Source organism: Richelia sinica FACHB-800 (genome assembly GCF_014698825.1).
Classification (GTDB): domain Bacteria; phylum Cyanobacteriota; class Cyanobacteriia; order Cyanobacteriales; family Nostocaceae; genus FACHB-800.
On the sequence record NZ_JACJTT010000006.1, the window covers coordinates 97,103 to 121,494 of the forward strand.

19 protein-coding genes are annotated in these 24,392 nt (G+C 39.8%); 12 read left to right on the forward strand and 7 right to left on the reverse strand.

Going from position 1 to position 24,392, the window contains the following annotated elements; translation table 11 throughout:
• Nucleotides 1-70: 70 nt before the first annotated feature.
• The 4 genes from ilvA (at nucleotide 71) to H6G73_RS07270 (ending at nucleotide 5,534) form a co-directional block, all read left to right on the forward strand.
• Nucleotides 71-1,582 (forward strand): threonine ammonia-lyase, biosynthetic, encoded by a 1,512-nt coding sequence (gene ilvA / locus H6G73_RS07255; protein ID WP_190602742.1) that lies wholly within the window; start codon nucleotides 71-73, stop codon nucleotides 1,580-1,582.
• A 771-nt stretch (nucleotides 1,583-2,353) separates the two neighbouring features.
• Nucleotides 2,354-3,256 carry a TauD/TfdA dioxygenase family protein gene (locus H6G73_RS07260; RefSeq protein WP_190602744.1) on the forward strand — a complete coding sequence of 301 codons (903 nt, stop codon included), beginning with the start codon at nucleotides 2,354-2,356 and terminating at the stop codon, nucleotides 3,254-3,256.
• Nucleotides 3,257-3,333: 77 nt separating this feature from the next.
• Entirely contained in the window at nucleotides 3,334-4,707 is a 1,374-nt protein-coding gene (locus H6G73_RS07265; RefSeq protein WP_190602746.1) for an LLM class flavin-dependent oxidoreductase, read from the forward strand.
• A 227-nt stretch (nucleotides 4,708-4,934) separates the two neighbouring features.
• Nucleotides 4,935-5,534: a thioredoxin family protein gene (locus tag H6G73_RS07270; RefSeq protein ID WP_190602748.1), complete on the forward strand. Its 600-nt coding sequence runs from the start codon at nucleotides 4,935-4,937 to the stop codon at nucleotides 5,532-5,534.
• Between the two features lie 212 nt (nucleotides 5,535-5,746).
• Here H6G73_RS07270 and H6G73_RS07275 read toward each other — a convergent pair whose 3' ends face one another.
• Nucleotides 5,747-6,523, reverse strand: coding sequence for a nucleoside phosphorylase (locus H6G73_RS07275; RefSeq protein ID WP_190602750.1), 777 nt, complete (start codon nucleotides 6,521-6,523; stop codon nucleotides 5,747-5,749).
• A gap of 229 nt (nucleotides 6,524-6,752) precedes the next feature.
• Between H6G73_RS07275 and H6G73_RS07280 the strand changes: the two genes are divergently transcribed.
• Nucleotides 6,753-7,319, forward strand: a complete 567-nt coding sequence (locus H6G73_RS07280) for a hypothetical protein (protein ID WP_242034136.1) — start codon at nucleotides 6,753-6,755, stop codon at nucleotides 7,317-7,319.
• A gap of 220 nt (nucleotides 7,320-7,539) precedes the next feature.
• Here the strand turns inward: H6G73_RS07280 and H6G73_RS07285 are convergent, their stop codons facing one another.
• The 5 genes from H6G73_RS07285 to H6G73_RS07305 all read right to left on the reverse strand — a co-directional run bounded on the left by H6G73_RS07285 (nucleotide 7,540) and on the right by H6G73_RS07305 (nucleotide 11,974).
• Nucleotides 7,540-8,802 (reverse strand): MFS transporter, encoded by a 1,263-nt coding sequence (locus tag H6G73_RS07285; RefSeq protein ID WP_190602755.1) that lies wholly within the window; start codon nucleotides 8,800-8,802, stop codon nucleotides 7,540-7,542.
• Nucleotides 8,762-9,226 (reverse strand): MarR family winged helix-turn-helix transcriptional regulator, encoded by a 465-nt coding sequence (locus tag H6G73_RS07290; protein WP_190602757.1) that lies wholly within the window; start codon nucleotides 9,224-9,226, stop codon nucleotides 8,762-8,764. The genes H6G73_RS07285 and H6G73_RS07290 overlap by 41 nt, the downstream gene beginning before the upstream one ends.
• Nucleotides 9,227-9,245: 19 nt before the next feature.
• Nucleotides 9,246-10,100: an ABC transporter permease gene (locus tag H6G73_RS07295; RefSeq protein ID WP_390839364.1), complete on the reverse strand. Its 855-nt coding sequence runs from the start codon at nucleotides 10,098-10,100 to the stop codon at nucleotides 9,246-9,248.
• Nucleotides 10,057-10,911: an ATP-binding cassette domain-containing protein gene (locus H6G73_RS07300; RefSeq protein WP_190602760.1), complete on the reverse strand. Its 855-nt coding sequence runs from the start codon at nucleotides 10,909-10,911 to the stop codon at nucleotides 10,057-10,059. The genes H6G73_RS07295 and H6G73_RS07300 overlap by 44 nt, the downstream gene beginning before the upstream one ends.
• A 199-nt stretch (nucleotides 10,912-11,110) precedes the next feature.
• Complete coding sequence (locus H6G73_RS07305) at nucleotides 11,111-11,974, reverse strand: M48 family metalloprotease (RefSeq protein ID WP_190602761.1); 864 nt, start codon at nucleotides 11,972-11,974, stop codon at nucleotides 11,111-11,113.
• A gap of 368 nt (nucleotides 11,975-12,342) precedes the next feature.
• Between H6G73_RS07305 and H6G73_RS07310 the strand changes: the two genes are divergently transcribed.
• The gene (locus tag H6G73_RS07310) at nucleotides 12,343-12,945 is read left to right on the forward strand and encodes a transglutaminase-like domain-containing protein (protein ID WP_190602764.1); all 603 of its coding nucleotides are present in this window, start codon (nucleotides 12,343-12,345) and stop codon (nucleotides 12,943-12,945) included.
• Between the two features lie 14 nt (nucleotides 12,946-12,959).
• Here the strand turns inward: H6G73_RS07310 and H6G73_RS07315 are convergent, their stop codons facing one another.
• Nucleotides 12,960-16,970 (reverse strand): CheR family methyltransferase, encoded by a 4,011-nt coding sequence (locus H6G73_RS07315; protein WP_190602766.1) that lies wholly within the window; start codon nucleotides 16,968-16,970, stop codon nucleotides 12,960-12,962.
• A 181-nt stretch (nucleotides 16,971-17,151) separates the two neighbouring features.
• Between H6G73_RS07315 and H6G73_RS07320 the strand changes: the two genes are divergently transcribed.
• The 6 genes from H6G73_RS07320 to H6G73_RS07345 all read left to right on the forward strand — a co-directional run bounded on the left by H6G73_RS07320 (nucleotide 17,152) and on the right by H6G73_RS07345 (nucleotide 24,329).
• On the forward strand, nucleotides 17,152-17,289 hold the full coding sequence (locus H6G73_RS07320; RefSeq protein ID WP_190602768.1) for a hypothetical protein: 138 nt from the start codon (nucleotides 17,152-17,154) through the stop codon (nucleotides 17,287-17,289).
• Nucleotides 17,290-17,549: 260 nt separating this feature from the next.
• On the forward strand, nucleotides 17,550-19,307 hold the full coding sequence (locus tag H6G73_RS07325; protein WP_190602770.1) for an iron uptake porin: 1,758 nt from the start codon (nucleotides 17,550-17,552) through the stop codon (nucleotides 19,305-19,307).
• Nucleotides 19,308-19,593: 286 nt separating this feature from the next.
• Nucleotides 19,594-19,872, forward strand: coding sequence for a DUF2934 domain-containing protein (locus tag H6G73_RS07330; RefSeq protein ID WP_199317642.1), 279 nt, complete (start codon nucleotides 19,594-19,596; stop codon nucleotides 19,870-19,872).
• Between the two features lie 331 nt (nucleotides 19,873-20,203).
• On the forward strand, nucleotides 20,204-21,247 hold the full coding sequence (locus tag H6G73_RS07335) for an ABC transporter substrate-binding protein (RefSeq protein WP_199317643.1): 1,044 nt from the start codon (nucleotides 20,204-20,206) through the stop codon (nucleotides 21,245-21,247).
• Entirely contained in the window at nucleotides 21,235-23,019 is a 1,785-nt protein-coding gene (locus H6G73_RS07340; RefSeq protein WP_242034137.1) for a sensor histidine kinase, read from the forward strand. The genes H6G73_RS07335 and H6G73_RS07340 overlap by 13 nt, the downstream gene beginning before the upstream one ends.
• Nucleotides 23,020-23,162: 143 nt before the next feature.
• Nucleotides 23,163-24,329, forward strand: a complete 1,167-nt coding sequence (locus H6G73_RS07345) for a pyridoxal phosphate-dependent aminotransferase (RefSeq protein ID WP_190602772.1) — start codon at nucleotides 23,163-23,165, stop codon at nucleotides 24,327-24,329.
• The last annotated feature ends 63 nt before the right edge of the window (nucleotides 24,330-24,392 follow it).

A 24,392-nucleotide genomic window follows, 5' to 3' on the forward strand; every position in this document is an offset into this window, starting at 1 on the left:
CAGAAACCATCCCCCAACTACCCAACAAGCGGTAGAATTAACATCCATCTCCAAATTGCATCTATCACCCATGTATTGCGACTACCTGGTACAAATCCTCACTGCCCGCGTCTATGATGTAGCCCAGGAAACACCACTGGAATATGCTCCTAATCTCTCGAACCGCATCAATAACAAACTGCTGCTGAAGCGGGAAGATATGCAGTCAGTCTTCTCCTTCAAACTGCGGGGGGCATATAACAAAATGGCTAACCTGACACCAGATTTGCTGAAACAAGGTGTTATTGCTGCTTCTGCGGGGAACCATGCCCAAGGTGTCGCTTTATCTGCTACTCGCTTGGGAACGAGAGCAATTATTGTTATGCCTGTTACCACACCCTTAGTGAAGATAAATGCTGTAAAAGCGCGGGGGGGTGAAGTGGTGTTATATGGTAATACCTATGATGATGCCTATGCCTATGCTCGGCAATTGGAAGCGGAAAAAGGATTAACTTTTATACATCCCTTTGATGACCCTGATGTTATTGCTGGTCAGGGGACTATTGGGATGGAAATTCTTCGCCAATATCAACAACCTATCCATGCTATCTTTGTGGCTATTGGTGGGGGTGGGTTAATTGCGGGTATCGCTGCTTATGTGAAACGGTTGCGTCCAGAAATCAAGATTATTGGTGTGGAACCTGTGGACGCAAGTGCTATGTACCAATCTCTGCAAGCAGGTAAAAGAGTAAGGTTGTCTCAGGTGGGTTTATTTGCTGATGGGGTAGCGGTGCGGGAAGTGGGGGAAGAAACCTTCCGGCTATGTCAGCAATATGTGGATGAAATTATTTTGGTGGATACGGATGATACCTGTGCAGCGATAAAAGATGTGTTTGAGGATACTCGCTCAATTTTAGAACCTGCGGGGGCATTAGCTGTAGCTGCGGCTAAAGCCTATGCGGAACGAGAACAAATTCAAGGACAAACCCTAGTCGCTGTGGCTTGTGGGGCCAACATGAATTTTGACCGCTTGCGGTTTGTGGCAGAAAGGGCAGAATTTGGGGAACGTCGAGAAGCAATTTTTGCGGTGACTATTCCTGAAGAAAGGGGTAGTTTGCGGAAGTTTTGCGAATGTATAGGCGATCGCAATTTAACTGAATTTAATTATCGCATTGCTGATGAAAAGATTGCTCATATTTTCGTTGGTGTGCAAATAGAAAACCGTGCTGATGCTGCCAAAATGGTCGAAAAATTTGAAAGTCACGGTTTTAAAACCCTAGACTTGACCGATGATGAGTTGACCAAACTGCACCTAAGACACATGGTCGGTGGACATTCTCCCCTGGCTAATAATGAATTACTCTATCGGTTTGAGTTTCCTGAACGTCCTGGTGCATTGATGAAGTTCGTCACTTCTATGTGTCCAGATTGGAATATTAGTTTATTTCACTACCGCAACAATGGGGCAGACTACGGTCGTATTGTGGTAGGAATGCAAGTTCCACCCCATGAAACCCAGGAATGGCAAGCTTTTCTTGACACCTTGGGTTATCAATATTGGGATGAAAGCCACAACCCAGCATACAAGCTGTTTTTGGGATAGACCATGCTGGAGTATATGTAGCGGGTGACAGGTTGCCTTGTCTACGGCTATATTTAGATATTCTAATAATTAGTAAGAAGTAAGCTTAGTCAAGCACATATTTTATTGACTAAGCTCTTGTTTTTTCCGTGGATGTATGTAATTATAACAATAATCACCGGTAAATCGGTAGATAATTAGTATTTAATAAAATCAAGCAATGCCAATTCTATGTGAGGCTGCATGAAGCTAAATTCTGTAGAACCAGCCCATCTATGGTTGCATCAAGTCAGCTTTGCTGAAGAAATGGTATTAGCAAAAAATCAAACTTCTGCCATTAATTGACTGTGAGTTAATGAGAGTAATTTGTTATGAGTAAAATCATGTGTTGTCACATATGTTGTGGCAAAAATCATCATTAATTAATTTTCCTGAAAATGTCATTTTTTATCATGAGCTTTTGAAATTCTGCATTCATGAGCTATTGATTTCATCGAGAAAATTCTGTCGATAATACACTAATTGCAAACATGAATTAATAGTGTATGGCGAGAATTATCTCTGCTGGAAGCCTACTTTCTCAATGATAGATAGGCGGATTTGACATGAAAAAAAGTTAAGCTGTTACACATTTAAATTGCATAATTAGGGCGGGCAAGATGCCCACCCCACAAGAGTTATTGACATTTTTGTTATGCAAAATAGATGTGTTTAGCTGATCAAAAGTAGAAATATTCCAGCATTAACAATCACAAATAAACACATTTGTAGATAACCAGGAGCAATCGAGAAATGAGTAGCTTTGATATTCAACCAGTTGCCGGACGTATTGGTGCAGAAATAGTTGGTGTTGATTTGAGTGCTGATCTCAGCGATGAACTAATTCAAGAAATTCGCCAAGCATTAATTAAATACAAAGTTATTTTCTTCCGTCGTCAGCAACTAGATGCTAACGGACAAGTCGCTTTTGCCCGTCGGTTTGGTGAAGTTACCACAGCCCATCCTACAGTTTCTTCCCTCGCTGACCATCCAGAGGTGTTGGATTTGGATTATAGCCGTACTTCTGCCCGTGCAAATAACTGGCACACCGATGTCACCTTTGTAGACCGTCCTCCTCTTGGTTCTGTGTTGCGGGCTTTAGTCATTCCCCCGGCTGGTGGTGATACTATCTGGGCTAACTCTGTGACTGCATATCAAGATTTACCTCAACATCTGCGGAGTTTGGCTGACCAATTGTGGGCTGTTCATAGCAATGCTTATGACTATGCCACAGCCTTTGATTTACCAGAAGAAATCAAAGCTTACCGGGCTGTATTTACTTCCACTATTTATGAAACCCTACATCCAGTGGTGAGAGTCCATCCTGAGTCTGGAGAGAAGGGGCTGTTTATCGGTGGTTTTGTGCGGCAAATTCGCGGCTTATCACCAACTGAATCAACTGAATTGCTGCGGGTTTTACAGTCCTATGTGACTCGTCCAGAGAATACTGTGCGTTGGCGTTGGCAAGTAGGGGATGTGGCTTTTTGGGATAACCGCGCTACTCAACATTATGCGATCGCTGATTACGGTGATCAACCCCGTCGTGTTCAACGAGTCACCATTGCTGGTGATATTCCTGTGGGTATTGATGGTAAGCACAGCGAAGCGATTAAGGGTGACTCCTCAGCATACATCCCCAGTAAAGTTGCCGTGTAATACCAATCCCAGATCGGGATTTTAGCTAATCCTGATTATCTTTTTGTCCATTGATTCTTAATTATTTGTGCCATTAAATGAGTCAGCAAAAAAAACAATTACGATTAGGTGCATTTTTAATGAGTTCTGGCCATCATGTAGCCGCTTGGCGACATCCAGAAACACCTGCTGATGGTGGTCTTAACTTCCACCATTTTCGCAAAGTTGCCCAAACCGCAGAACGGGGCAAGTTTGATATGATTTTCTTTGCAGATGGTGTGGCAGTGCGTCAACGGGGGCAAGGGCTAGATGCGGTTAGTCGTTCCGCAGTCGTGCATTTTGAACCATTAACCCTACTTTCTGCCTTATCTGTGGTGACAGAAAATATCGGTTTAGCGGCAACTGTCTCTACTACCTATAACGAACCCTATCACCTGGCCCGCAAGTTTGCATCCCTAGACTATTTGAGTGGTGGTCGTGCTGGTTGGAATCTTGTGACTTCAGCAACGGAAGCAGAAGCCCACAACTTCAACCGTGACGAACATATGGAACATGGGTTACGTTATGAACGAGCCAGAGAATTTGTAGATGTCGTCACCAAGCTATGGGATAGCTGGGAAGATGAAGCCTTTGTTCGAGATAAAGCATCAGGAATTTACTTTGACCCGGATAAACACCATGTTCCTAACCACAAAGGTAAACACTTTTCCGTCCTTGGGCCTTTAAATGTCGCCCGTCCACCCCAAGGATATCCGGTGATTATTCAAGCTGGTTCTTCTGAAGATGGTCAAGACTTAGCAGCACATACCGCAGAAGTGATTTTCACTGCCCAACAAACCCTAGCGGAAGCCCAAGCTTTTTATGGTGGTGTGAAAGCCAGAGTTGCCCAAGCTGGACGTAACCCAGACCATGTGAAGATTATGCCTGGTGTCTTTCCTGTCATTGGTAAAACCGAAGCAGAAGCCAAGGAAAAATACGACCAACTGCAAGAATTGATTCATCCCTACGTTGGTTTGGGCTTACTTTCCGGGATGATAGGTGGATTTGATTTATCTCAATATCCCATAGATGGCCCATTACCAGACCTACCAGAGACAAATGGTGGTAAAAGCCGTCAAAGATTGCTCACGGATTTGGCAAAGAGAGACAATTTAACCATTAGAGAATTATATTTAGCGATCGCAGGTGCTAGAGGACATAGAACTATATTAGGGACTCCCCAAACCATCGCTGACCAATTAGAAGATTGGTTTGTCAACGGTGGTGCAGATGGGTTTAATATAATGCCTCCCTATTTACCAGGTGGTTTAGATGAGTTTGTAGATTTAGTCATTCCTGAACTACAACGTCGGGGACTATTCCGCACCGAGTATGAAGGTAAAACACTGCGGGAAAATTTGGGTTTACCACGACCTGCAAATCAATTTACTCAAGTTGCAGACGCACCTGAATTAGTTAGTGCTTCTAGGTAGTAAGCCTCACGCTCTAGATAGAATATACAGTAGAGATGTTTTATAGAGCGTCTCTACCTCACTATTTCATTACAGCAATTTTCGCGTATTGAGACAACACCCAAAATTAATTTCTTCCTTTGCGTCTTTGCGTCTTTGCGCGAAACTTTCATCAAGGAGTGCTTCATTGACGCGAACATCACTGTAATTACAGAGTTTAGTATTTGAAAATTAAGGAGTTATATTTTATGGCTTTAACACCTTCGACCATGTTACCTTTAGGTACTTTAGCCCCTGATTTTCATTTACCAGATGTGGTGACTGGTAAAACAATTTCTCTGGCTAATTTTGCAGATAAAAAAGCCTTGGTGGTTATTTTTCTCAGCCGTCATTGTCCCTTTGTACAACACATCAAATTTGAATTAGCAAAACTGGGTCAGGACTATAAAAATAGAAATGTGGGTATTGTAGCTATTAGTGCTAACGATATTAACAGTCATCCTGATGATGCACCAGAATTACTCAAAGCCTTTGCTGAAGAATTAGATTTAGCCTATCCTCTACTTTTTGATGAAACTCAGCAAACAGCCAAAGACTTTTTCGCTGCTTGTACTCCTGATTATTTCTTATTTGATGCTCATAGAAAACTGGTTTATCGGGGACAATTAGATGATAGTCGTCCTAAAAATGGTTTACCCGTAACCGGTGAAGATTTACGCAAAGCAATTAATGCTGTGTTAGCTGATGAAGAAATTACTTGGGAACAAAAACCCAGTATTGGCTGCAACATTAAATGGAAACCAGGTAATGAACCTGCTTATTATCAAGTAGCAGCTACCGTTGGCTAGGTTTATAGATTAGAAACTCCTTCAAAAGTAGAGACGTTTCGATGGAACGTCTCTATAAGAGTTGCCAACTCACATATTGTTGTTGGGTTGCGCTGCGCTTAACCCAACCTACATCTAAATTGCCTTGTTTCCGGCTGTAATTACCATAGATATGTAAAGTAAAATTTGTAGCGATTATATTTTCAATCTTCTTTTTTAAGATGAAAATCAATCTATATATCTAAATATTTAATAGCATTAATAGCAGTTAAAATTGCATTTTCGATAGCTATATCCTTCTTATTTAAAATCACCTCTTCCCCCATAGTACGTTGAGCCACAACAGCACAAACAGAAGCCGCAGCAAAATTATAGACACCAGCCATTTTCAATAAAGTGCCAGTTTCCATTTCATAATTTAAAATATGCAAATGGCGATATTCTTCTGTAATTCCAATTAGCCTACGCATCAAATAGGGATTTGCTGAATCAGTTCTTTCCTGCCCTTCGTAAAAAGTATCTACAGAAGCTGTAATTCCTAAATAATGCTCTATCTGCAATGCTCGTGCAGCTTGCACCAAAGCCACAGTGATAAACGGGTCTGCTGCTGCTGGATATTCTACCGGTGCAATATCATTAGCTGCACCTTGACGACACAAAGCAGCCTTACTAATAACTATACTGCCCACAGGGATATAAGGTTGAATTGAGCCACAAGTACCAATGCGAATAATTTTCTGGATACCTACCTGTACCAACTCATTCACCACAATACTCAAAGAAGGCGCACCCATACCACTGGTAGCAGATAAAATTGGTTGACCATTGGGTAAATATCCCAAATAGCTGTGCAGTCCACGATTTTCCGATAAAACTTTCACATCCTGCAAATAGGTTTGGGCAATTAAACCAGCACGTTGGGGGTCACCGGATAATAAAGCGATGGTGGGAGGTTGTGAACCCAAATCTTGCTTACCAAAACCAATGTGATAAAAGCTTTGTTCAGTCATATACTCATCCTATTCACTGTCATAACAGCAGCTTACTCTTGACCTATTCCTCAGGATAGATATTGATTCTCACACGCTGGAAATTAAGAAAAGCCTGTTGTCAGGGTTGAATCTAAGAAAACCAACAAACCAGATACTTGAGAGCAAAGAGTGAGTTATGAAGACAGAGAATCAATCTATTCACAAACAACTGTTGAGGCCAATATCAATAGTAATGATGGCAGGAATCATGATTGCATCTTATCCTGTTCAATCTTTCAGTGCAGGTAATACTAACATTTCATCTACCATCAGTACAAAAAAACTAGCATATCACAGTCAAGGTACTTACAAGAGCGATCGCTTTCGGTTTCAGTTTAACTACTCCCCCAAAGATTTTGTAGTCAATTATCAGACTTCTAGACGCAGTTCAGACGTAAATTTAGCAACTGTGGATATTTGGACTAAACAACACGCGCAAAGAATTAAAGCAGGAGTTTATGAAGGTGGCACAGAATACCCTGCAAATGTTCAAGTCAATGTTTACAAAAATTCTCAACGTTTCCCCCTATTAACCTGGATTCAACAAAGTCAGCAATTCCCAGCGGACAGACAATTTAAGACAGTAAAAATCGCAGGTAGAAATGCCATCCAATTTCAAGCCAGTGGCTTATACGAAAATACCCATATTGCCGTAATTAACCCCAAAAATTCCCAAATTATCATTGTCACTTTATCTCAAATTGGTTCTGGTAATAATGATGCAATCTACCGCAAAGCTTATGAACAGGTACTGAAATCATTGAAATTTATCTAAATAAATTATCTAAATAAATTATCTAAATAAATTTGAAAAGATAAATTATTAACATTGATTGGGACTTTTCTGGATGCAAATTAAGGGTCAGTTGCTAACGTAAATTATTACCAAAGTGAAATATCCTCATTAATCTTTAGTTCCACTTTCAGGATATTTAACATCTGTAATTTATCAGTTCTCTGTGCCTCTGCGCCTCTGCGTGAGACTTTTTCCTTTATCAATCCTCATGCAACGCCCCTAACTTCCTAATCTCCGGCCAAATCAACGCCGTTGCCACCACAACCAAAATCGTCCCAATACCCCCACTAACCACAGAGAAAACAGGCCCAAATAAAGCAGCAACCGCACCAGATTCAAAACCCCCTAACTCATTGGATGCACTGATAAACACACTATTAATAGCTGCAACTCGACCCCGCAAATGGTCAGGAGTGCGGATTTGCACTAAAGTATGGCGAACAACCACACTAATACTATCTAACGCCCCACTTAATGCCAGCATCAACAACGATAACCACATCCAACGGGAAAAACCAAAGATAATTGTCACTACACCAAAGCCTACTACAGACCAAAGTAGGGCTGGCCCAGCTTTCTGAATAGGTGGCAAATAGACTAACAATGCCGCCATGATCAATGCACCTATAGATGGGGCTGCTTGTAAATAACCCAACTCCACAGGCCCTACTTGCAAAATATCCTTGGCATAAACAGGTAATAAGGCTACAGCACCACCCAATAAAACTGCAAATAAGTCGAGGGTAATAGCAGCGAGAATAATTTGATTTTTCCAGACAAACTCCGCCCCAGCAGCTAGAGATTTCCAAGATATTGGTTCTTTAGCAAAGGTAGTTGTTTGGGGTTTAATGGCTGCGGTGAGGGCAAAACAGGATAAAGCTGCTAATGCTGCTAGTATATACACTCCTGTGGCACTACCAAACAGAGCGATCGCTAACCCACCCAAAGCAGGCCCAATTACTGATGCTAATTGAAAGCTACTACTATTCCAAGTGGCTGCATTGGTAAAGGCACTGGTAGGTATTAACTGCCACATCAGGGCATCACCAGCAGGTTTCAGAAACGCCCTAGCTACACCTGTTAGGAGTAAGCAACCATAAACGAGAAAAACCGCACCGCGATGATAGGAAATAACCGTTAAGGCTAATGAGCAAAAAATGAGCAGCAGAATTGACAGTAAGGTAATGGTTTTGCGATCGCTTTTATCAGCCACATGACCAGAAATGATAGTCAGGGCAATCATCGGTAGCACCTGGGCTAACCCTATGCCCCCTAATGCCATGGCTGACCCTGTGCGTTCATATAACTCCCAACCCAGGGCTACAGTCTGCATTTGTCCCCCAGTGAACAGGAGTACACGCCCAATGGTAAATAGTCGGTAATCTCGAAATCTCAGGGCTGCAAAAGGGTCATGACCAGTTTTAGCGTTGTGGAGAGTTGCTTTCTGTTTGCTCGAAGACATTTTTTAGTAAAGTTAAACCTTCTTCAATGTGTGATACTTGTTCCGGTGTTAAACCCTCAATAATTTCGGCAATATGGGCGCGAGTTTTTTCTTGAGATTGCTCTAAGAGCGATTTCCCTTCTCTCGTCAAATTTAAAACTACTCGTCTTCTTTCTTGAGGGTTATCGGTGCGTTGCACTAAATGACGTTGTACTAATCTTTCGATGGTGCTAGATGCCGTTGCACAGGTGACACCAAGGTGGTCTGCTACCTCAGATAAAGAAGCGCCAGGATTGCGATTGAGAAAAGCAAGCGATCGCAACTGAGGGATAGATAAGGAATCAGAACTGTGAGTCCGCATATCTGCTCGGATAAACCGCATTAATAGGGGGATAGTTTCCATGACCCTAGCAGCACATTTTTCAGTGGGTTTATCCAAACTCATGGGACAATTTTACTCCTGATTACATCACCACCCGTGGATAAATTCGTCCACAGATGAAGGTTAAACCTATTAATGTTAACAAGAGAATTGTACAGTCTAACCCAAACCCATAAATACTTGCCCCATGAGCCAGCATTGAACCGCGTAAAGCATCCACCTCATAGGTCAAAGGGTTGATGTGAGAAATGAGCTTTAACCAATCAGGCATGAGAGAAATAGGGTAAATAGCATTACTGGCAAAAAATAACGGCATGGTAATCAATTGACCAATCCCCGTAAACCGTTCCCTAGATTTCACCAGACAGCCAATAATCAGGGAAAAAGTACAAAAACAACCAGCCCCTAAAAACACAATCAGCACTACTTCCAAGAAAGCTATGGGATTGTGATTGAGGTGTACACCCAACAACAAAGCTAACAGGTAAATAAAAATCACCTGGGAAAAGCAACGCACACCAGAAGCCACACCTTTACCCAAGACAATGGCTGCACGGGGGATGGGTGCAGAGAGGAATTTCTGGACAATTCCCAAATCACGCTCCCAAATCAACGTCATCCCTCCTGAAAAAATCGCCACAAACAGCGCACTCTGAGCGAGAATTCCGGGTGTCATGAAATCTAAGTAAGGGATATCACCTGTAGGAATAGCACGAGTGCGGGTAAACACTTGCCCAAAAATAATTAGCCATAAAGCCGGTTGTACAGCCCTGATAATTAAATCTGTTGGGTCATGGCGGAGTTTTCGCACTTCCAACTCTGTAATCACTAGAGTTTTAGTCCACAATTCCCGAATGGCTGAAAACATCCCTTTGGGGGTTGTATGTCTTGTCTCAACCCAACCGTTGAGTTGTACGCCTAGTTCTTGCGGTTTCACTGTAGCTCACTCCCGATGTTAATTGATTACCTGCATAGTGAATGAAGACATCATCTAAAGTTGCATCTGGTTTGCCGATCGCTGCTTTTAATTCTGCGGGTGAACCAGTGATGATCTCTCTCCCCTGATTCATAATGGCGACACGGTTACACAAACTATCTGCTTCTTCTAAAAAGTGGGTAGTTAAAAATATGGTTGTGCCAAAGTTAACGCGCAGTTCTTGAACAAGCTGCCATACTTGCGTTCTGGCAACTGGATCTAGTCCCACTGTTGGCTCATCTAAAAATAAAATTTGCGGTTGATGTAAAATCGCTTGGGCGATTTCTAACTTGCGAATCATCCCACCCGAATAATTTCTCACCAGGCGATCGCTTGCTGATTGCAAATCCATAAAACTCAGCACTTCACGAATTTGTTTTTCTCGCCTCCGGGCAGGTATATCATATAACTTGGCAAAAATTAACAGATTTTCATAACCTGTCAAACTACCATCCGCAGAAAGAGCTTGAGGTACATAACCAATTACCCTTCTCACCCCATCAGATTGACCGCTGATATCATAACCAGCTAAATGGGCTTTGCCTCGACTAGGTGGCAGTAGCGTTGTTAACATTTTTATCACAGTGCTTTTACCAGCACCATTCGGCCCCAATAAACCAAAAGCTTCTCCAGTCTGCACAGAAATATTTAACTCATCTACAGCCGTGAAATTGTCAAAGCAACGTGTCAGAGATTGGGTTGTCAATATCAATGAATTTGGAATAGATGCAGACCCTTGAGACAGGTCTGTTTTCCCCATCAGTTTGGCCACGAGTGCAATACACTCCGTTACGAATAATTAGAATATCTAACTATTAGCTTCTCATATTTTTCTCAGAAGTCAAGGGTTTTTCACCTGATTTTGGATTTCTACTTCTTTCTCACTGACATCACCATCGAAAATCAAAAAGGCTGTGTCCTTGACAAGACCAGCCTTTTTCCGATTTATTTAGTATTTTTGAACTACTAGACTAATGATTTGCTAGTTGTTGTTCCAGTTGCAGCAAAGCTTGGACACGGGCTTCTGTTGCTGGGTGACTAGAAAACAAATTCCCTAAAAACTGTCCAGAAATGGAATTTATAATCAGTAGAGACTCAAAGGCTGGGTTAGCATGTAAAGGCATTTGTCTAGCAACAGCCTCTAATCGTTGCAATGCCCTAGCTAAAGCACGAGGATTACCTGTTAACCTAGCCGCACCAGCATCCGCAGAAAACTCTCTAGTTCGGGAAATAGCCAACTGAATAATCGTCGCTGCCACAGGTGCCAACACCACGGTTAACAGCACTCCTAAAGGATTTCCACCCCTGTCATCATCCCGTGAACCACCACCAAACCACAGGCTGTAACTCAACATTTGTGCCAGGAAAGAAATAGCACCAGCCACAGTAGCAGCCACAGCTTGAGTTAAGGTATCACGATTGACGATGTGAGTCAGTTCGTGAGCAATTACACCTTCCAATTCATCTTCTGGCAAAATATTTAAAATCCCTTCTGTTACTGCCACAGCAGCATGTTCTGGGTCACGTCCTGTAGCAAAAGCATTAGCGGTTTGATCAGGAACAATATACACTCCTGGCATGGGAATATTGGCACGAGCAGATAATCTCTCAACCATACGATACAGCCCTGGGGCTTCAGCCGCACTGACAGGTTGGGCATTGTATACTGCTAGAGCAATTTTATCTGATTGATACCAAGAAAACAGATTAGTAACTGCTGCTAAACCAATCCCGATAATTAAGCCACCTGTACCACCAATTACCCAATAACTAATAGCAATCAACAAGCCACTTAGCGCAGCCAGCAACGCAGCAGTCTTGAATTGATTTCCCATATATTTATCTCCTGCTAATGCTGCATGATTTTTTGTAAATTTCAGTAGGCAACAGCATTATTTTAGCTATGTTTTGATTGTATCGACTTCAACTCTCAAGTACAGTGATGAAAACCTCTCTCCTAAGTACGGTTTTCCTACTAATTACCCCTCCTGACGCTGCAATAGCTCATTTTTCATGATTTTACGTAGAGAATTAATAATTAATTATTAAAGGAATGAGTAAATATAGAAAACATAAAGTAGATTTTATTCAAATCACGTATAAACTTCAATAATGTAACTCTTGTATCGCAGCCATTTTGTCTGCTAAATGTGTATTGTATAACAGCAAAATTGAAATAAATAGATTTTTAAATAGTAACTACATGGAAGAATATTTACAGGCTAGTGAAATTATTGATTGGCAACATCCTCTCGTCTGGGAAACTGCACAAAAAATAGCATCTTCATATCCAAATTCTGAAAAAATTGCTCAAGCTTGTTTTGAATGGGTGCGAGATGAAATTCATCATAGTTTTGATTATCAAATGAATCCAGTCACCTGTAAGGCTTCAGATGTCCTCCAATTCAAAACAGGTTATTGTTATGCCAAAAGTCATTTGTTAGCAGCACTGCTAAGAGCTAATGGTATTCCCGCAGGTTTTTGCTATCAAAGATTGAGTCTTTATGAAAATGGTGAACCCTATAGCTTACACGGATTTAATGCAATATATTTACCATCTATTGGCTGGTATCGTGTTGATGCAAGGGGCAATAAACCAGGTGTCAATGCCCAATTTATCCCACCCACAGAACAATTAGCTTTTAAAATTAGATTTCCAGAGGAAGCAGAATTCACTAATATTTTGCCAGCACCACTGCCATTAGTAGTGGAAAAGTTACAAAATCATCTTACATGGGATGAAATGCTACTAAATCTACCTGACATTTCTCTAAATACTATTAACAATTACGGGTTAAATGTGTAGATTATATCTACTGACTAATCATTATTTTCAGCTAAATTTAACCAATAATTTATTTTATCTCTTAAAGTTTTTAGAGATACAGGCTTAGATAAATAATCATTTGCACCTGCGGCTAAACACCTTTCTTCATCTCCTCTCATGGTGAGTGCTGTCACGGCGATGATGGGAATATTTGCCAAATCTTGATCTTCATCCACGCGAATGAGACGAATTACTTCTAATCCATCTAATTCTGGCATTTGGATATCCATTAAAATTAATTTTGGCTTTTCTTTTCTAGCCATGGGAATCACATCAGAACCCTGCATAGCCACAATGAGTTGATAACCAAAATGAGTCAAATAGTCTTGTGTGACTTGGATATTATCAGGATTATCTTCTGCGAGCAGAATTAGGGAGGAATTTGTCATCAGATTAGGAGATTTTGAACTATGATTGATTGCTTTCCATGTATTTACAGGATTATCTTCGGGGTGAGAAACTTCAGTAATAGCAGGTAGGCGAACTACAAAACAGCTACCTTTTTCTATCTCACTAGTAGCTGTTACTGTACCATGATGAAGTTCAACTAACCTTTTCACCAGAGCTAGTCCTAAACCAGTTCCTTCATAATAACGACAGAGACTACTATCAATTTGTACAAAAGTTTGAAATAGCTGATTTAGGTTCTCTGGAGCAATACCGATACCATTGTCTGTTACATAAAAGACTAAATAATTATCATTTTCTAGTTGGACTTGTAAACTCACATTACCACCTTCTGGGGTGAATTTCACGGCATTACTGAGTAGATTAATTAACACTTGACGCATCCGCAATTCATCCAAATTGAAGTTGGATATTTCTGTGGCAATATCTATATTTAAGTTGATATTTTTCTTGAAAGCTATTTCTTTGACAAAAGCTACGCTAGACAGACTCAATTGACGAATATCTGTGGGTGCAATGACTAGTTCAACTTTACCTGATTCAATCTTAGCTAAATCCAGAATATCATTAATTAAAGCCAGGAGGTGATTACCACTTTTTTCGATGGTTTCTATCGTTGTTAGTTGATTCTGATTCATTGTTCCATAAATTCCTTCTTGGAGAACTTCTGTTAAACCCAAAATCGAGTTCAAAGGAGTCCTTAATTCATGGCTCATATTAGCTAAGAATTCATCTTTTAAGCGTGTGGCACGAGCTAGTTCATTATTAGCAATATTCAGTTGGTCATTCGCTGCTTGTAGTTGTGCTGTCCGAGTCTCTACCCTAGTTTCTAATTCTAGATTTAATTGTTGGAGTTCTTCAGTCAGTTTCTGTAATTCAAATTCGGCTTTTTTCCTTTCGGTAATATCTTGTAGAGAACCTGCCATACGAATAGGTTCTCCCTGTGCATTCCATAAAGCTTGTCCTGTGCCTTTTACCCAACAATAGGTATGGTCTTTTTTGCGAATACGAAATTCAATTTTATAGGAGGTATTGGCGCCAGAGGTTAAATGATCATTGATAGTATAATCCACTAGTTCACGGTCTTCAGGATGTAATAGACTGATCCAAGTTTCGTAATTAGCAGTTAATTCGTTATGTTGATATCCAAGAATTTCTTCATAGCGAGGAGAAAAATAAATTTCGTTGGTGTGTAGATTCCAATACCATAATCCTTCTCCTGTTGCTTGTACTGCTAGGGCATAACGTTCTTCACTTTCTTTGAGTTTTAGTTCACTTTGAAGCAAAGCTTGCTCTGTTTGTTTGCGTTCTGTAATATCAGTAGAAATGCCACAGATTGCATAAATTTCTCTATTTTGATTGACCAAGGGGAATTTGACAGAAATATAGGTATGAATCCCATCTTCTAGAAGGAGTGTTTCTTCAAATTTCCGTGAGCATTTTTGCTCTAGAACTTGTAGGTCATTTTGCCAAAATATTGTGGCTATTTCTTGGGGTAATAATTCAAAGTCTGTTTTACCGATAACTACATCATTCTTCAAGCTCAATAATTTTTCTGATTGGCGGTTAGTGAGAATATATCTACCTTCTAAATCTTTCACATAAATCACTGTTGGTGAATTATCTAAAATTGCTTGTAGCTGTGATTGGCTGCGTTGTAATTCTAAATTTGTATTCAGTAATTTTTCCTGAGTTTTCTTTATTTCATTAATATCTATGAAAGTTAAGACCAATCCATCAAATTTATTAATATGAGGAAGGCGATAAGGATGAATTCGCATTAATAGGTAAATATCTGAATGTTTCAGCTTAACTTCGTATTTATTTTCCTGCTGTAGTTTTAAAGATTCATCTAATAGACCCATAAAATTATCGCAGTGTAAATTATGGGAAAGATGGGCAATAGGTCTACCTATATCAGTGTCTAGTAAATTAATGACTTGAGTAGCAGCGGGTGTAAATTTCCTAATTTTTAACTGGCTATCTAAAAAGACAACACCTATATTTGTGGCAGCAAGTAAGTTTTCTATATCATTAGTTAATTGGGTGAGGTCTTGGATTTTGAGTTGGTATTCATTGTTAATGGTTGATAATTCAGCATTCAAAGAATGTAATTCTTCATTGGTGCTTTGTAGTTCTTCATTAGAGGCAATTAATTCTTCACATACGGCTTGATGCTCTTGATTTCTATTTTCTAACTCCTCTAAGGTAGTTTGCAGCATTGTTTGTGAATGCTTTAAATCGCATTCTAATTCAATAATTCTTTGTGTAGCTTCTGTATTTATATCTAAGCTTTGGGTTTTACCATTAATTTCTTGACTATGTTCTCTCTCTATGCTTACCATCAGAAAATCCTCTCCCATAGAAGTATGAGGGTGATAGGTAACAGTCATTTTTATGATGTGTGAAAAATTATCATATTTAATTTGTAGCCCTTCATAAATCACTGTCTGACGATTACGTTTTGAGCGATACAAGGCGGTATTTAATGGTAATTGTAATGGTGTAATCACCATTTTAGTAATATCATTAGTAGATATTCCTTTGGGTATTTGTAGTACATTAGCTAAATCTTCAACAACATATAAAAGTTTATTTTCTTGATTGACCAAAAAACAGGTCATTTCTCGGTTCATCAAGAAGCTTTTGAAGGCGATTTCTAACATTCTTTCTATATTGGGTTTCGATTTTTCTTTAGGAGAGGTTCTATTATAGTAATTAGGAATTAAGGTATCATAAAATGTCCTAATTCCAAAAGGTAGGCAGACATTACGTCTTTTCTCGTAGATATTCCAATTTTTATTTAGAGGTGTAAATTCTTCTTCTAAGTTACCTAGAGATTCTGATTTACCTAGAAATAGCTTACCTTTATTGATTAATGAAAAGTGAAACATTTGTAATACATGCTGCTGAAATTTAGGTTGTAAATACACCAACACATTGCGACAGGTAATTAAATTCATGCGGGTAAAACCCACATCTCGCACCAAATTATGAGGAGCAAAAACAATATTTTCTCTTAATTGGCGGGAAATTTCGTAGTTTTCTTCACGTTTAAGGAAATAACGTTTTAAACGTTCTGGTGTAATATCTTTGATAATGCTAGGAGGATAGATACCTCTTGATGCTTGGTTTAAGGCATTAGTATCAATATCAGTAGCGAAAATTGTGAAACTAACATCTAATGCACAGCGATTAATAGCTTCATCAAAAAGTATGGCGAGGGAGTAGGCTTCCTCTCCAGTAGCACAAGCAGCTATCCAACATCGAATTTGTTCACCTGGTTGTATTGGTTCTAATATTTGAGGAATAATGTCTGTATCCAGATATAGCCATGCTTCTGGATCGCGGAAAAAGCTAGTAACACTAATTAATAAATCTTGACGCATTTGCTTGCGTTCTTCTTCAGAATCCCGCAGCGTCTGAATATATTCATTGATGTTGTTACAGCCAATAATTGAACAACGATGATGGATACGACGTTTCAGAGTATTAAATTTATAGTGTAGAAAGTTAACTTCCCCTTCTTCCGCTAAAATTTCTGCAATTAGGCGAATTTCTGAATCATCTATGACGAGAAATGATTTTTCAGGCATATATCATCTGCATTACTAGAGAATAAGCACTGGATATCAATTAACTAAATACTCACCATTTCTACGAGGTGTCATAACCATAAAAATATAACTGGGAATTTATAAGTATCAAGTTGATATAAATCAACTTCCCATGTAGTAATTTCTCTAGCCGATTTATTTATGGGTTGAAAAATAATCTATGCCATTGATATGTTCTGGAGAAGTTAATCATGGCAAATGTATATACAAAAGCTTTGCAGAATCTAGAGTGATTCTTCATTACTTCTATGGCTTGGGCATCTGGATTGGTTTGGTCAGGGAACAGGGAACAGAATAGATTCTCAATGAATTGAGGAATACTATATCGAGTATAAAAGATCCAAATTCAAATTGATATATTTCATACCAAAATTTACAGCAGTAAGTTAAAAACAGCTAATTTTGTGCAAAACGCAGTTAAATTTAAGTATAAAAAAATACAACATATCAATTTGAGAATTGATTAACAAAAATAGGGTATCTGTGATAATTTACTTACTTAGTTGGTAATAATTACCAACCAGTTACTGGCAATAGTTTGATGAGGAGTGAATGTAGATGTCTAGATTGACTTGCAAGTTGTTATATGTATTCCCAGTCTTATTAATTACTCAAGTTTTAACAACAGCGGGGGCAAAAGCTGCACCTACACAGGATATAGAAGCGTTGTTGGAGGATGAACAGGGAGAGGTAGAACAGGTAACATCTGTGTCGCAATTGTCAGATGTGCAACCAAGTGATTGGGCCTTTCAAGCGTTGCAGTCTTTAGTTGAGCGTTATGGTTGTATAGCTGGATATCCTAATGGTACTTTTCGAGGAAATCGCGCGATGACGCGCTATGAGTTCGCTGCTGGGTTGGATGCTTGTTTAAATAGGGTGCAAGAATTAATTGCGAATAATACTGCGGATGCAGTGAAGAAGGAAGATTTAGAGATTTTGCAAAGATTGCAACAGGAATTTAGTGATGGGTTGGTAGAACTGGGGGGGAGAGTGGATGGCTTAGAAAGTCGTACTGCCGTATTAGAAAGTCAACAATTTTCCACAACTACCAAGTTAAATGCAGAAGTAATAATGAGCTTGGGGGGTGTGTTTGGTGGAGATAGGGCACTAAATTCTGACCAATGGAATGAGATTAATGGTTCTGCAAATCGAGAATCTGCTAAAAATGCTGCTTACGGTTCTGGAGGCAGGAGATTACAAGATAATACAACATTTAGCGATCGCATTCGATTGAACTTGATTAGCAGTTTTACAGGCCAAGACCAGTTATTTGCCAGACTTGAAGCTAATAATAGTACGGCTTTTAATGCACCAGTCACTGGTACGAATATGACTCGTACATCTTGGGATACTACAAATAGTGCCGACAATAGTGTGCAATTAGGTAAACTGTATTATCGCTTCCCCATTGGAAATAAAATCAACGTCATCGTCGATGCTGTTGGTGGTGAATTTTACGACAACTTCAACACCATTAACCCCCTCTTATCTTCGACTCCCATCGGTGCTATTTCTCGCTTTGGTCGCTTTTCTCCGATTTATCGTGCTAGTAATACCAGTTCTGCAAGTAATACAGGTTCGGGGATTAGTGCCAACTGGAAAATCAATGATGCTATTACTTTATCAGGGGGTTATTTAGCGAGAAGAGGTAGTGATCCCTCCACAGGAAAAGGCTTATTTGATGGCACCTACGGTGCATTGGGACAAATCACTTTTCAACCCAATAATAACTTGACCTTGGGCTTAACCTATGCCCATTCTTACCTGAGAGGGGAAAATAATGATGGGGATGTAGTAGTTTCAGGTTCCTACGGTAGTGCTTTTGCCAATAATCCCTTTAACTCTAGTGCTGCTAATTCTGTCAATACCACCACTAATCATTATGGGTTGCAAGCCAGCTATCGATTCAACCCTCAGTTTACCTTGTCCGGGTGGTTGGGATACACCCAAGCGATCGCAGAAAATAATGCTGGTGCTAACGTTAAAAGGGGAGACCAAGCAGAAATTTGGAATTGGGCCGTCACCTTAGCTTTCCCTGATTTAGGTAAAAAAGGTAACTTGGGTGGGATTATCTTTGGACAACCACCAAAGGTGACAAGTAATGACTTTGGCTCATCTGCTGTATCTCCTACCAATCTAGTGGCAGATAGACGAGTAGACAATGATACTTCCTATCATTTAGAAGCATTGTATCGTTATCAAGTAAACAGCAATCTTTCTATCACACCAGGATTAATTGTCATATTTAACCCAGAACACAACAGTAATAACGATACTATTTTTACTGGAGTTCTCCGCACTACCTTTAGATTTTAATGGTGGGTGAGAATGTTTCTCTGCCTGGGGGATGTAAGGTTGGAAACTGAATGATTGAGGCGAAAACTTTATATCTTCCAGAGATAAAACTATTATGAATTTAGCATATGAATAATTTTATTCAGAAAAATATATGAAAATTTACCCTTGATCATCAGATGTTGGACATTTAACTTGTATATTATCTAAAATAATAACTCTTGCGGTGTAGGCATCCTGACCTTACTGGTTATGTAAATTAAAGGTTTATTAGCTGATTTTAACAATATCAATAAGATGGTTATCTATGCCCTATGATTTGACCATGTGTCCAGGGAAAAATTGCCCAATTAAACACAGTTGCTTCCGCTTCACATCCAAAATTTGCGGTCGTCAAGATTTCTTTGTACACACACCCTATAACTTTGTCTCTAATTCCTGTAAAGACTTTATAAGTAATCGTCCAGATGTAGAAAAAATTCGGCTGCAAGCTTATAAAATTTGGCAACAACAGGGTTGTCCTGATGGACAGTCTCTAGAAAATTGGCTTCAAGCTGAGAAGGATTTAAGTCAACATCACCAGTGATAGCATCTGAGAGAATCACCCATATAACTTGGGAATATAGATAGTTTTTCCTTCAGTGCTGATTACTATAGTTTTTACTCGCAAATCCAGTTAAAGAAATCGAGTCAACATTTGTAATTACTCACAGCAGTAGATGCTCAAAAACTAAAAACCTGTGAGTGTTTTCACTGTTGATAACTATGTTTTATCAGGATTATAGTTTTTTCATAGCTAAAATAAAAACCTGGCAATTCTTCAGGTGATTAACTCTATTTACATCAGGCATTTACAAAAAAGATTACTAGACTTCTATGTAATTATACGTTGAATCTCAATCCCAAAGAGTAAATCTATGTCTCCTCTACTTAAAAATACGCTGCTGTCAGGTATGAGACAAAAAGTTCAGCGATCGCTTGGTGTCCTGTTTTCCCTCGCTTTCTGCGTGAGTTTAATGTTACATGGTTGTGGCATAGCTTTCAATACCAAGCTGCAACCCTTGAAAATAGGAATTACCACCTGGCCAGGCTTTGATATTGTCTTATATGCTGAAGCAGCAGACCTCTTTAAACGTAGGGGTTTAGAAGTAGAGTTAGTGCGGTTTGAAAATCAACAAGATTCTGCCAGAGCAGTCATGCGAGGCTCTCTAGATGCGGCTTTTGTGGCACTCTGGGATGCAGTCCAGGTTGACCCAGGTAATGATAAACCTGTGATTGTCCTAGTGACAAATATTTCTGCCGGGGCTGATGGCATAGTGGCCCAATCTCCCATGAAATCAGTCCAAGATTTACAGGGCAAGCGAGTAGGAGCCAAGCTAGGCACAGTTAACCATTTAATTTTACTGGAAGCCTTAAATAAATACAAATTACCACCAAATCAGGTGCGAATAGAAGATATTGCCAATGAAACTTCTGCTCAGTTGATGGCACAGAAAAAACTTGATGCTGCTGTCATTTGGCAACCATTATTAGGTGAAACTGCCAAGAAGGTTCAGGGCAATATTATTTATACAACTAAGGAAGTTGACAGTTTAGTAATTGATACATTGCTCACATCATCTCAAAAAATCCAAGAGAAAAAAGCAGAAATCATTCAATTTCTCTCAGCTTGGTTAGATGTGATGTCCGCAGTGGAAACCAAACCAACAGAAGTTTATACAAAAGTTGGTCAATTGCTGCAACAATCACCCCAATCATTTGCTAGTGACTACGCTGGATTAAAAAAGGGCGATATTGCTATGCAAAAACGCATGTTTCAAGACCAAAGTCGATTACAGGAATCTCTTAAACAGATGAATCAGTTGCTGGAATCTGATCAAAGAGCAGGACGTTTACCACGTCAAGACCTAGAAATCAATCGAGAACTTATTACAACTGCTATTGAGGCTTGGAAACCTTGAAGGGATTATCTTGGTTCAAAAAACATAGTCTGTCCCAGCAACTCCTCGTCAATAGCGGTTTATCTCTGTTAACGGTGGGGTTGGGAACCCTGTTAATTAATTATCAATTAATTCAATCAGACTTAGAGAAACAAATTCGCACACGTGCTCAATCGATTACCCAATCAATTGAATTTGCAACTGAGGGATTACTAGAAGTAGAACAGCGGCATATTTTGCGGCGAGTAGTGCAGAATTATGCTACTTTACCCACTGTGGTGGAAATTGCTATTGTTAATCCAGATGGCCAGGTGTTAGCTGATAGTAAAGGCAGTAAACAAGAACTGTCCTATGGGGTTGAATATACAGAACTATTATCTGCCATTAACGAAGCTGCAAGTACAGGAATAGAAGTTTCCCGTGAGATTACCTTCCATCAGAAATCAGCGTTAGTCTACATTTTACCCTTCAACAGTCTGCTATTTGGCACTTCAGGTAGACGGGGTTTAGCGATCGCTATTATTGATTTGAGACAAATGAAGCAGGAAGTCGGCAAAACTTTTTTGACTTCCACCATCACCATGTTAGTAGGAATTGTGATTATTTTGCTGTTAATCTGGTGGTTAATTCGCAAACAGTTATTAGCACCTCTGGATAGTTTAAATCAAGCTGTGTTGCTGAGTAAGGAAACTGCTACTTTCTCCATGCCAGAGAAAATATCAGCTAAGGAAATTCAATTTTTAGCAAATACATTTCAATCGGCATTTACACAACTAGAGGCTTACGAAAAACTCAAGGCAGAGATTATCCAACGCCTGAAAGTAGAGTCAGTGTTACGAGAAAGTGAAGCAAGGGAAAGAAGTAAATCTGAACAGCTAGAAAAAACTTTATTAGAATTACAAAGAACGCAAACCCAACTGGTACAAAATGAAAAAATGTCCAGTTTAGGACAACTGGTAGCGGGTGTGGCTCATGAAATTAATAACCCTGTTAACTTTATTTATGGCAATATCCAATATTTAGAAGGATATATACAAGATTTAATAAAATTGATTCATTTATATCAAAATCAACATCCAAATGGTAATCAAGCAGTTGATTTATTGTTAGAAGATATTGATTTAGATTATATCGAAAATGATTTACCTAAACTTTTGAATTCCATGAAAATTGGCTCCCAAAGAATTAGGGAAATTGTTTTATCATTGCGTACATTTTCACGCATGGATGAAGCGGAGTTTAAAGCTGTGGATATTCATGAGGGGATGGAAAGTACCCTCCTAATTTTGCAACATCGCTTGAAAGAACAACCGAACCGTCCAGCAATTAAAGTCATCAAAGACTACGGTCAATTACCTTTGCTAGAGTGCTATGCTGGACAACTCAATCAGGTATTTATGAATATTCTCGCCAATGCTATTGATGCAGTTGAAGAGAGAAGGACTAAAGAACCATTTGAGCCAACAATTACTATTCACACCTCATTAATCGATTCTGACTATGTGAAAATAGCGATCGCTGATAATGGTGTGGGTATACCAGAAGCAGTGCAAAAACAAATCTTTAATCCCTTCTTCACCACCAAACCCATCGGCAAGGGGACAGGAATGGGCATGTCTATTAGTTATCAAGTTATTACAGATAGACATGGTGGAGAGTTAGACTGTATTTCTACCCATGGACAAGGCACGGAATTTGTGATCAAAATACCTATTCGGCAAAGTTATACTCAAGGTCTGAATTCCGCTATCAAATTTCAGGAATCGGACTGTAGACGGATAACCTTGGTTTAAAAGTTGACCGATACAAAACTCCCCTATGGGGATGATATTGTTCTCCTCCTGTACCCTTTCCCTAAACTTTCCCCACATAGGCAAATCTCGATTGGGATTCTGGGATATCCTTAGATAGGATGAGATTCGCCGAATAAAGTAGAATGAAGCTGGCAGCAAGAGTAAGTCAGGTGACACCCTCAATCACCTTAGCGATCGCAGCTAAAGCTAAGGCTATGAAAGCAGAGGGTATAGACGTTTGTAGTTTTAGCGCTGGAGAACCAGATTTTGACACCCCGGAACACATCAAAGCCGCAGCAGCGAAAGCTTTGGCCGAAGGGAAAACCAAATATGGCCCGGCAGCTGGGGAACCAAAATTACGGGAAGCGATCGCCCGCAAGTTAAAAAATGATAATGGTCTTGATTATAAGGCAGAGAATGTGATTGTCACCAATGGTGGTAAGCATTCTCTCTATAATTTGATTGTGGCGTTGATTGACCCCGGTGATGAGGTAATTATTCCTGCACCTTATTGGCTGAGTTACCCCGAAATGGTGACATTGGTGGGTGGTAAGTCGGTAATCGTGCCAACAGATGCTTCCACCGGCTATAAAATCACGCCAGAACAACTGAAAAAAGCCATTACCCCCAAAACCAAGTTATTTGTTCTCAACTCTCCTTCTAACCCCACAGGGATGGTGTATACACCAGAGGAAATCAAAGCACTGGCTAAGGTAGTAGTTGATGCAGATATCTTCGTTGTTTCTGACGAAATTTACGAGAAAATCCTCTACGACGGTGCAGAACATATCAGCATCGGTTCCTTGGGTAAGGAAATTTTTGACCGGACTTTAATTAGTAACGGTTTTGCTAAAGCTTACTCCATGACAGGGTGGAGACTGGGCTATTTAGCTGGGCCTGTGGAGATTATTAAAGCCGCCAGTTCCATCCAAGGGCATAGTACATCAAATGTGTGTACCTTTGCTCAATATGGAGCGATCGCTGCTTTGGAAGAGTCCCAAGACTGTGTGGAGGAAATGCGTCAAGCCTTCGCGAAACGCCGTCAGGTGATGTTAGATAGACTCAATGCCATTCCTGGTTTAAGTACCGCTAAACCAGATGGTGCATTTTATCTATTCCCTGATATCAGCAAAACCGGATTGAATTCCCTGGAATTTTGCAACGCTTTATTAGAAGAACATCAAGTTGCGGTTATTCCCGGTGGTGCATTTGGTGCTGATCACAATATTCGCCTTTCCTACGCTACTGATATGGCGACTATTGAAAAGGGAATGGATAGATTAGAGAAGTTCGTGCGTTCTCGCATTTAATTAGGTGACAGGTGACAGGTGACAGAGTAGAGAGGAGGGGGAGATGGGGAGAGGGGGAGGAAA

What these genes read in the sequence shown, in the direction of transcription:
- H6G73_RS07315 (WP_190602766.1), bottom strand. Translation starts at nt 16,970, where the DNA reads ATGCCTGAAAAATCATTTCTCGTCATAGATGATTCAGAAATTCGCCTA.
- H6G73_RS07325 (WP_190602770.1), top strand. Translation starts at nt 17,550, where the DNA reads ATGTCTAGATTGACTTGCAAGTTGTTATATGTATTCCCAGTCTTATTA.
- H6G73_RS07275 (WP_190602750.1), bottom strand. Translation starts at nt 6,523, where the DNA reads ATGACTGAACAAAGCTTTTATCACATTGGTTTTGGTAAGCAAGATTTG.
- H6G73_RS07285 (WP_190602755.1), bottom strand. Translation starts at nt 8,802, where the DNA reads ATGTCTTCGAGCAAACAGAAAGCAACTCTCCACAACGCTAAAACTGGT.
- ilvA (WP_190602742.1), top strand. Translation starts at nt 71, where the DNA reads ATGTATTGCGACTACCTGGTACAAATCCTCACTGCCCGCGTCTATGAT.
- H6G73_RS07335 (WP_199317643.1), top strand. Translation starts at nt 20,204, where the DNA reads ATGTCTCCTCTACTTAAAAATACGCTGCTGTCAGGTATGAGACAAAAA.
- H6G73_RS07280 (WP_242034136.1), top strand. Translation starts at nt 6,753, where the DNA reads ATGATTGCATCTTATCCTGTTCAATCTTTCAGTGCAGGTAATACTAAC.
- H6G73_RS07310 (WP_190602764.1), top strand. Translation starts at nt 12,343, where the DNA reads ATGGAAGAATATTTACAGGCTAGTGAAATTATTGATTGGCAACATCCT.
- H6G73_RS07270 (WP_190602748.1), top strand. Translation starts at nt 4,935, where the DNA reads ATGGCTTTAACACCTTCGACCATGTTACCTTTAGGTACTTTAGCCCCT.
- H6G73_RS07345 (WP_190602772.1), top strand. Translation starts at nt 23,163, where the DNA reads ATGAAGCTGGCAGCAAGAGTAAGTCAGGTGACACCCTCAATCACCTTA.
- H6G73_RS07290 (WP_190602757.1), bottom strand. Translation starts at nt 9,226, where the DNA reads ATGAGTTTGGATAAACCCACTGAAAAATGTGCTGCTAGGGTCATGGAA.
- H6G73_RS07305 (WP_190602761.1), bottom strand. Translation starts at nt 11,974, where the DNA reads ATGGGAAATCAATTCAAGACTGCTGCGTTGCTGGCTGCGCTAAGTGGC.
- H6G73_RS07265 (WP_190602746.1), top strand. Translation starts at nt 3,334, where the DNA reads ATGAGTCAGCAAAAAAAACAATTACGATTAGGTGCATTTTTAATGAGT.
- H6G73_RS07330 (WP_199317642.1), top strand. Translation starts at nt 19,594, where the DNA reads ATGCCCTATGATTTGACCATGTGTCCAGGGAAAAATTGCCCAATTAAA.
- H6G73_RS07320 (WP_190602768.1), top strand. Translation starts at nt 17,152, where the DNA reads ATGCCATTGATATGTTCTGGAGAAGTTAATCATGGCAAATGTATATAC.
- H6G73_RS07260 (WP_190602744.1), top strand. Translation starts at nt 2,354, where the DNA reads ATGAGTAGCTTTGATATTCAACCAGTTGCCGGACGTATTGGTGCAGAA.